The sequence below is a fragment of the uncultured Pedobacter sp. genome, from assembly GCF_913776295.1.
Taxonomy (GTDB): Bacteria; Bacteroidota; Bacteroidia; order Sphingobacteriales; family Sphingobacteriaceae; genus Pedobacter.
The window spans coordinates 1-7,587 of the sequence record NZ_CAJYOJ010000007.1; the positions used below are offsets into that span (position 1 = coordinate 1).

The 7,587-nt window shown below is 39.0% G+C and carries 7 protein-coding genes; 3 read left to right on the plus strand and 4 right to left on the minus strand.

Going from position 1 to position 7,587, the window contains the following annotated elements:
- Positions 1 to 222: 222 nt before the first annotated feature.
- Positions 223 to 402 carry a GIY-YIG nuclease family protein gene (locus QZ738_RS01195; RefSeq protein WP_293783292.1) on the plus strand — a complete coding sequence of 60 codons (180 nt, stop codon included), beginning with the start codon at positions 223 to 225 and terminating at the stop codon, positions 400 to 402.
- Positions 403 to 569: 167 nt separating this feature from the next.
- The gene (gene fabG, locus QZ738_RS01200; RefSeq protein WP_293783295.1) at positions 570 to 1,313 is read left to right on the plus strand and encodes a 3-oxoacyl-[acyl-carrier-protein] reductase; all 744 of its coding nucleotides are present in this window, start codon (positions 570 to 572) and stop codon (positions 1,311 to 1,313) included.
- Between the two features lie 112 nt (positions 1,314 to 1,425).
- Here fabG and QZ738_RS01205 read toward each other — a convergent pair whose 3' ends face one another.
- Positions 1,426 to 2,160 (minus strand): L,D-transpeptidase family protein, encoded by a 735-nt coding sequence (locus QZ738_RS01205; protein ID WP_293783297.1) that lies wholly within the window; start codon positions 2,158 to 2,160, stop codon positions 1,426 to 1,428.
- Positions 2,161 to 2,365: 205 nt separating this feature from the next.
- On the opposite strand from QZ738_RS01205, the gene QZ738_RS01210 reads away from it, so the two are divergent.
- Complete coding sequence (locus QZ738_RS01210) at positions 2,366 to 4,450, plus strand: hypothetical protein (protein WP_293783299.1); 2,085 nt, start codon at positions 2,366 to 2,368, stop codon at positions 4,448 to 4,450.
- Between the two features lie 181 nt (positions 4,451 to 4,631).
- On the opposite strand, the gene QZ738_RS01215 is transcribed toward QZ738_RS01210, so the two are convergent.
- The 3 genes from QZ738_RS01215 to eno form a co-directional block, all read right to left on the minus strand.
- Entirely contained in the window at positions 4,632 to 5,246 is a 615-nt protein-coding gene (locus tag QZ738_RS01215; RefSeq protein ID WP_293783302.1) for a trimeric intracellular cation channel family protein, read from the minus strand.
- A 128-nt stretch (positions 5,247 to 5,374) separates the two neighbouring features.
- A complete protein-coding gene (locus QZ738_RS01220; protein WP_025145767.1) occupies positions 5,375 to 5,674 on the minus strand; it encodes a septum formation initiator family protein in 300 nt (99 codons plus the stop codon).
- 197 nt (positions 5,675 to 5,871) lie between these two features.
- A complete protein-coding gene (gene eno, locus QZ738_RS01225) occupies positions 5,872 to 7,167 on the minus strand; it encodes a phosphopyruvate hydratase (RefSeq protein WP_293783315.1) in 1,296 nt (431 codons plus the stop codon).
- Positions 7,168 to 7,587: the final 420 nt, after the last annotated feature.

A 7,587-nucleotide genomic window follows, 5' to 3' on the forward strand; every position in this document is an offset into this window, starting at 1 on the left:
GTCCGAAAAATTTGTTAGGCCGGACTTAAGTAGAACGGAGACCCAGTGCGAAGGCCTTGTTGGATGGAAATGCATATTTCATAAGTATTTAACTATCAAATAATTACAAAATAACGTCAATGGTAGCCTGTCGAAAGACTTTTATGGGGTGTTTCGACAAGCTCAACATGACAGTTCTAGCAAGAAATATTTTTAGTAACTTCATCTTTCTAAAGATCTTTTATGGCAAGAGTACATAACTATTTTGTCTATATCTTGGAGTGCTCCGACAAAAGTTATTATGTTGGGGTAACAAATGATTTAGAGGCTAGACTTTCTCAGCATAATGATGGTGAAAATGCTTTTGCATATACTTTTTCAAGAAGGCCTGTCACTTTGAAGTACTATCAAAGATTTGATTAAATAGAAGACGCTATAAACTTCGAAAAACAGGTTAAAGGTTGGAGTAGAAAGAAAAAGGAAGCTTTATTTAAAGAAGATTGGAATGAAATTGTAAGATTATCAAAATATAAAAATAAATAACACGTTCGGTCTTCGACAGGCTCAGACTGACAACAATAAGATAACAAATGAAATTACTAGAAGGAAAAACAGCATTAATTACAGGTGCATCAAAAGGAATCGGTCGTAAAATAGCGGAGAAATTTGCAGAACAGGGTGCTAATGTAGCATTCACCTATTTATCATCAGTAGAAAAAGGTCAGGCTTTAGAGCAGGAATTGCAAACCTTTGGCACTAAAGTTAAAGGTTATCGTTCTGACGCGTCTAAATTTGATGAGGCTGAACAGCTGATCAATGATATCGTGGCGGAATTTGGGGGCATCGATGTTGTGGTAAATAACGCCGGTATTACCAAAGATGGTTTATTAATGCGCATGAGCGAAGAGAACTGGGATGACGTAATCAATGTGAATTTAAAATCGATCTTTAATGTAACTAAAGCCGCTTCAAAAGTGATGATGAAGGCACGCAAAGGTGTTTTTATTAACATGAGTTCGGTAGTAGGCGTTTCAGGTAATGCTGGCCAGGCTAATTATGCAGCTTCTAAGGCAGGTATTATCGGCTTTACCAAATCAGTTGCAAAAGAACTGGGATCAAGAAATATCCGCGCAAATGTGGTTGCTCCGGGTTTTATCCGTACCGAAATGACCGAGGTTTTAGATCCTAAAGTAGTTGAAGGCTGGGAAAAAGATATTCCGTTAAAACGTGCCGGCGAAACCGAAGATATTGCTAATGTTTGCGTGTTCCTGGCTTCAGATATGAGTGCTTACGTAACCGGACAAACTTTGTCAGTTTGCGGTGGAATGCTGTAAGAAAGGTTGAAGGCGTGAAGGCTTAAGGTGGACGGTTTTCTTTCCGGTTTTATATAATAAAAGAAGTCAAGTTTTAATGGCCAATGTGCGATGGAAAACTTGACTTCTTTGGTTACTTTACAAGGTATTGTCCTTTAACCTCAACAATATCCGGCTGGGTTTTATTCTGCTCAAAAGCTAAATAGCCAGGCTGCAAGGATTTCCAGAAGCTGGCCTGATCCGGAAACTTCTTCGTATATTTCTTTAAATTCCCATCCGTCATTCTGAAAGGATAGATGTTTACTGGAATCCTTTCCTGGCCTGCATTTCTGGCCTCAACGCCCAAAATATATACTTCTTTAATTTTTTCGTCCGTGATTGGAATACAACCCACCGTAACACAATCTCCATGGATGTAAATATCACTACCCGGTTTCCGGTCTTTTCCTGTACGGGCATCATCTACCATATTCGGATAATTTATACCCATTGATAAATAAAATTTACTCATCGGGTTAAAAACATCGATGTAGTAAAATCCCTCAGGAGTTTGTCCGTCACCTTCCATTACTTTTGGGCCTAAAGTACCTGAATGTGCACAGAAGTCGTAAGTGCGAAATAATTGATAACTGTTATCCGTATTTGCCTTTAGCCAAACTTCCAGCTTCCCTTCACTTTTATAGGCATTGATTATCATTGAAAATTGATCGCCAAAACCATCGGCCATGATAAATTTTCTTAATGTTTCCCATTTTTCGCTGTATGCCTTCTCTACTCTTTCAAATTTAATTTGAGCGGCTTTGAAATTATTTTGGGCATTTACCATAAAGCTTAGGAATAACAGAAATGTTAAAGCGATAAATTTCATTGTGATTGATTTGGTTAAAACTAACGAATTTATTCTTTTTTAACCGCAAAGATCGCTGAGATTTTCATACCGCCATGGCGCAAAGAACGCTAAGTTTAATTAACTATAGGATACACCTTGTCTTTGCGGTGCTTTGCGTAAATTCTTTGCATACTTCGCGGTTAAAATCTTGAAAATACCACCAAAATTATCATCTTTATGAATTATGAATATTTTTTTTTCAGGTGCTTCTGTTTTGTCTTTTCTGGGTTGCCTGGCCTTAGGCGTGCTGTATGCCTGGTTGCTTTACCGTGGTAACAAAAACCTGGATAAAAAGATTCAATATGCCTTAGTCGCGTTGCGGATTACAGTAGTGACTACGATTGCCTGGTTGATATTTGCACCACTCATTAAAACTTTAAACTATACTTTAGATAAACCTGTAATTATTATCGGACAGGATAACTCCCTATCAGCTGGTCAGATTAAAGCTGCCGGATTTGACCAAAAACGATACGAACAAAACCTAAAAAAGTTACGAGATGATTTGGCAGATAAATATGAAGTAAAGGTGCTTCGCTTCGGAGATCAGGTTGCGGATGGCTTCGACTTTAGAAATCAGGGAAAATTAACAGATGCCTCTGCATTTTTTCAGAAAATCAGAGATGAATATACCAACCGCAATGTTGGGGCAGTTGTTTTAGCGACTGATGGAATTTTTAACCATGGTGGTAACCCATTATACAGCGTTAATCAGATCAATGCCCCAATTTATACCATTGCCTTGGGTGACAGTGTTCCTAAACGCGATGTATTGATCTCGAATGTGAATTACAATAACATCGTATACCTGGATGATGATTTTACCATTGAGGTTCAGGTACAGGCTTTTCAAAGCAACGGAGAAAGTACTTCATTAATCCTTAACGAAAATGGTACCAGGATAGCGCAACAGAACATCTTAATTAATGGAGCTTCATTTATTAAAACCATCCCGGTAAAGATTCATGCCGGCAAAATTGGTTTGCAGAAGTACACGGTTCAATTAGGCGCTTTAAAAAATGAAATCACCACGCGTAATAACATTCAGACTTTTTATGTGGAAGTTATCGACGGCAGGCAGAAAGTACTGCTTGCTGCTGCTGCACCTCATCCCGATCTGGGCGTTTTAAAAGAGGCTATTTCGCTCAATAAACATTATGAGGTTAAACTTTCCCTTGCAGATGATTTAAATGCAACAGATCCATCTAAATTCGATTTAATTGTATTGTATCAGTTGCCCGATGTGCAGAACATTTCGTCGGCATTTATAAAGAAATTAACCGGCTTAAAAAAGCCGGCCTGGTACATTTTAGGTGCGCAGACTAACGTAAATGCTTTCAATCAGGTGCAAAATCAAGTCAACCTGAGTTCAGCCAATGGCGCCATTCAAGAAGTGTACGCTGATTTTGCCAATGGATTTAGCAGTTTTAATCTTAATGATGAGGATAAAAAGCAATTTTCATCTTTTGATCCTTTGCTGAGCCCTTTTGGAAGGTTAACGGTAAATGCAGGAGCAACTCCCGTGTTTAATCAACGCATTGGCAAAGTGAGTACGCAGCAACCATTGTTGTTTTTTGCAAATGAAAACGGTTTAAAAACGGGTTATTTAATTGGAGAGGGGCTATGGCGATGGAAACTTTCAGAGGCTGAAAATGAAGCTCCTCAATCTGTTTTAAACGATCTGATTTCAAAAACCGTTCAATACCTTTCGGTTAAAGATGATAAACGCAGGTTTAAAGTGTTTACTGCTAAAGCAGCTTATGATGAAAATGAAAGCATACAGTTTAACGCAACCCTTTACAATGACAGTTACCAGGCAGTTAACGACCCCGAGGTAAATCTGCAGGTTAAAAATGAAGCTGGCAAAGTGTTTAACTATATATTCTCTAAAACTGAAAATGGCTATCAGTTAGATGCCGGAACAATGCCTGCAGGTAATTATTCGTATGTTGCCAATACCGAGTTAGGGGGAAAGAAATTTACTGCTTCAGGAAGTTTTTATGTAAATGCGTTAATTGCAGAATACCAGCAAACAACGGCCAATCATCAGCTTTTAAATACGATGTCTAAACAAAGCAATGGTAAACTGTTTATGCCCGAAAACCTGCTTGAAATAGCTGATGAAATCCTAAAAAATGAAAATATCAAAACCATCAGTTACGAAGACCGTAAGTATGATGAGCTGATTAATATGAAGTGGTTGTTTGCTTTAATGATGATCTTGCTCGGAACCGAGTGGTTTTTAAGGAAAAGAAACGGAGAACTTTAAGTTGGGAGCTGGGTGTTGTGAGTTTAGAGACTTAGAACGCCGAACTATACCTGCTATCCATGGAAGGTGGTAATACCCGGCACCATTAACCATAAGGTAGTTGTGACACCACGGAAAGGAAAAGGAATAGGGAGCTTAAGTTTGGAGACTCAGAACTCCGAACTAAAAACTCCAAACTGAGTTAGTGCCATTCATCCCGGTAAACAAACTTCGGCATGTGCCATCCGAAACGGATAGATAGCAGCCTTAACGTTAAACCTACTATGGCAGCAAAAAGGGTTGCAAGCATTTCTGATCCATGAAAATGTTGTACACCGATATAAACCGCCCCCGTAACAATTGCTGCACTGGCATAAATCTCCTTGCGAAAAAGAAAGGGCACTTCATTACAAAGTACATCGCGGAGTACACCGCCTGCACAACCGGTAATCATCCCGCTAAAAAGTACAATTAAATAAGGCAGGTGTATCTGCTGCGCTACCTGACAGCCAATAATGGTGAAAACCACCAAACCTAAAGCATCAAGGTAAAGGAAAAGCTTTTTGAGTCTGGTCATCATTGAGGCAATAAATGCAGCAAACAAAGCAGCTGCCGCCGTAATCACCAAATATTCTGGATGTTCTACCCAACTCATGGGATAATGGCCAAACAATACATTCCGTACCGTTCCGCCACCTAAGGCCGTAACCCAGGCAATAATGCAAACACCAACCCAATCCATATCGCGTCTGCCTGCAGAAAGTGCGGCGGTCATGGCTTCAGCCGTTATGGCAATGATGTAGAGGATGTGAAGCATGGCTTGAGTTGAAACGTTACCTGTTACAATGTTGAAACCTTAGTCGTTTTAGGAATTTTTTTATGGCTTGATTGCTGGATTATTTACTGAAAACGGTAAACTGCAAACCGGAAACTGCCAACTGAAAACTAATCTTTCTTCTCTTCCTGTATAATCACGAAAACATCTTCATTGTCTTTCTTCATGAAGTATTTTTCGCGGGCAAATTTTTCAGCGGTATTTAAATTGGTGTTCAACTCGTTTAGATCCTTTTTAACCTGGGCTGTTTCTTTTTCGAAATATTCTTTTTCTTCCTGCAGTTTGTTGGCCTGGCTACGGTATTCATATTGCGACATCATATCATTCTTGTCGAAAAATAGCATCCACATCGCAAAAGCGACTGTTGCAAGAAAATATTTATTGCGGAAAAGATCTATTAAACGTTTCATATAGGATATGAGATTTTAGATGTGAGATTTGAGACAATCCAAATCCAACAAACAAATATAGTATTAAAATAAAAACATCCGAAGATTTAAAATCTCCGGATGTTTTACAAATCAGTTTTTCAACTTCTTAACACCTCTCTGCCTTACGGCATTTCTCCTCAAGGAGAGAAACAAGTCCCCTTTAGGGGATTTAGGGGCTATTTCTTCGCGTATTTGAATTTCGAACCGATAAAACGTGCGTTTTCACCCAATTCTTCTTCAATGCGTAGTAATTGATTGTATTTTGCAATCCTGTCTGAACGTGAAGCCGAACCGGTTTTAATCTGTCCGCAGTTTAAAGCAACAGCTAAATCGGCAATGGTAACGTCTTCTGTCTCTCCAGAACGGTGACTCATTACCGAAGTATAGCCACTGTTTTGAGCTAAAGTAACCGCATTAATGGTTTCAGTTAATGAACCGATCTGGTTTACTTTCACTAAGATTGAGTTAGCCGTATCTTCATCGATACCACGTTGTAAACGGGTAACGTTAGTTACAAATAAATCGTCGCCAACCAATTGAACGCGGTCACCAATTTTATCAGTTAAAGTTTTCCAGCCAGCCCAATCGTTTTCATCCATACCATCTTCAATAGAGATAATTGGATATTTAGCAGAAAGATCAGCTAAATATTGTGCCTGCTCTTCGCTTGAACGGATAGCGCCTTTATCGCCTTCAAATTTAGTATAATCGTATTTACCGTCTTTATAGAACTCAGATGATGCACAATCTAAAGCTAAACAGATCTGCATACCTGGTTGATAACCAGCAGTTTCAATGGCTTTTAATACGGTTTCAATGGCATCTTCTGTACCATCAAAAGTTGGCGCAAAACCACCTTCATCACCCACGGCAGTAGATAAACCTCTGTCGTGAAGAATTTTTTTCAAACTATGGAAAACTTCAGTTCCCCAACGTAAAGCCTCAGAGAAAGACGGTGCACCTACCGGCATAATCATAAACTCCTGGAACGCGATAGGCGCATCAGAGTGAGAACCGCCATTGATGATGTTCATCATCGGGATCGGTAATGTGTTTGCATTAACACCGCCTATGTAACGGTATAACGGCTGGCCGATTTCGTCAGCAGCAGCTTTTGCAACCGCTAAAGAAACACCCAAAATAGCATTAGCGCCTAAGTTACCTTTGTTTTCGGTACCATCAAGGTCTAACATAATTTTATCGATTGCGTTTTGTTCAAAAACATCAATACCTCTTAATGCATCAGCAATTTTGGTATTTACATTTTCTACTGCTTTCAAAACGCCTTTTCCTAAATATGTAGATTTATCTCCATCACGTAATTCAACAGCTTCATATTGCCCGGTAGATGCACCACTTGGTACTGCAGCACGGCCAAATGCACCTGCTTCTGTCGCAACTTCTACTTCTACTGTTGGATTTCCTCTTGAATCGAGGATTTGTCTTGCATGGACATTAACAATTATGCTCATTTTTATCTTAATTTTTGTTGATTTCTTAACCTGCTTAGTGTACAAAGTACAATTACTAAGCGCAACATCAAAGTTAGTATAATTTTTAAATAAATAAAGGGTTTTGAGGGTTAATGTTACGATAATTGGCTGAGTTAATAGATGCTTAATTTTAAGTTTATATCAGCGGCGAAACCGGTGTTAAGTTGCAGCCTAATAGGTACTGGTCCTGATATTGGTTTGAAAAGCAATTGCAGTATTACTTCGGGTGGGGTTGTTCCCGCTTTTCATTACAAGTCCTCTCCCGATGAAAAATCCTACCGTGTGGACACATCTTTTGCTAAGTTTCAGGGATATTTTTGATTCTCCATCCAATATTTATTTCAGCGAATTTTTGTAGCCCAATCCATAATGTTGTTATTCCAGGCGGTCTTTCGCTTG